Annotated in this window: 1 pseudogene; it reads right to left on the bottom strand. The window is 74.2% G+C overall.

Going from position 1 to position 275, the window contains the following annotated elements:
- Window positions 1–275 (bottom strand): annotated as a pseudogene (locus tag QWY29_RS20470) (hypothetical protein); the annotation flags it as partial.

Genomic DNA, 275 nt, shown 5'->3' with positions numbered 1-275 from the left:
CCCAGCCCGGGAAGATCTCCGAGGAGCTGATGGTGTCGTCGGTGACGGGTGCGGGCAGGCCGAGCCCGACGTGGTGCAGGCTCTCGGGCAGCCGGCCCTGGGGATGGGGCAGGCCCAGCTCGGCGGCCAGCTCCAGCGCCATCCGGTGTGCCTGGTCGAGCGCGCTCGCGTGGTCGAGCCCCGCGGCCATCCTGCTCCTGGTCTCGCCGAGGGGACGACCCGCGGTGTCGGCCAGGGTGACGGCGACGTGGCTGTGGCCGAAGTCGATGCCCAGC

Origin of the sequence: Nocardioides abyssi (assembly GCF_030412915.1) — a bacterium.
GTDB classification, from domain to species: Bacteria; Actinomycetota; Actinomycetes; order Propionibacteriales; family Nocardioidaceae; genus Nocardioides; species Nocardioides abyssi.
Note: the sequence above shows the minus strand (reverse complement) of the source record. Positions and strands in the feature narration are given on the sequence as shown.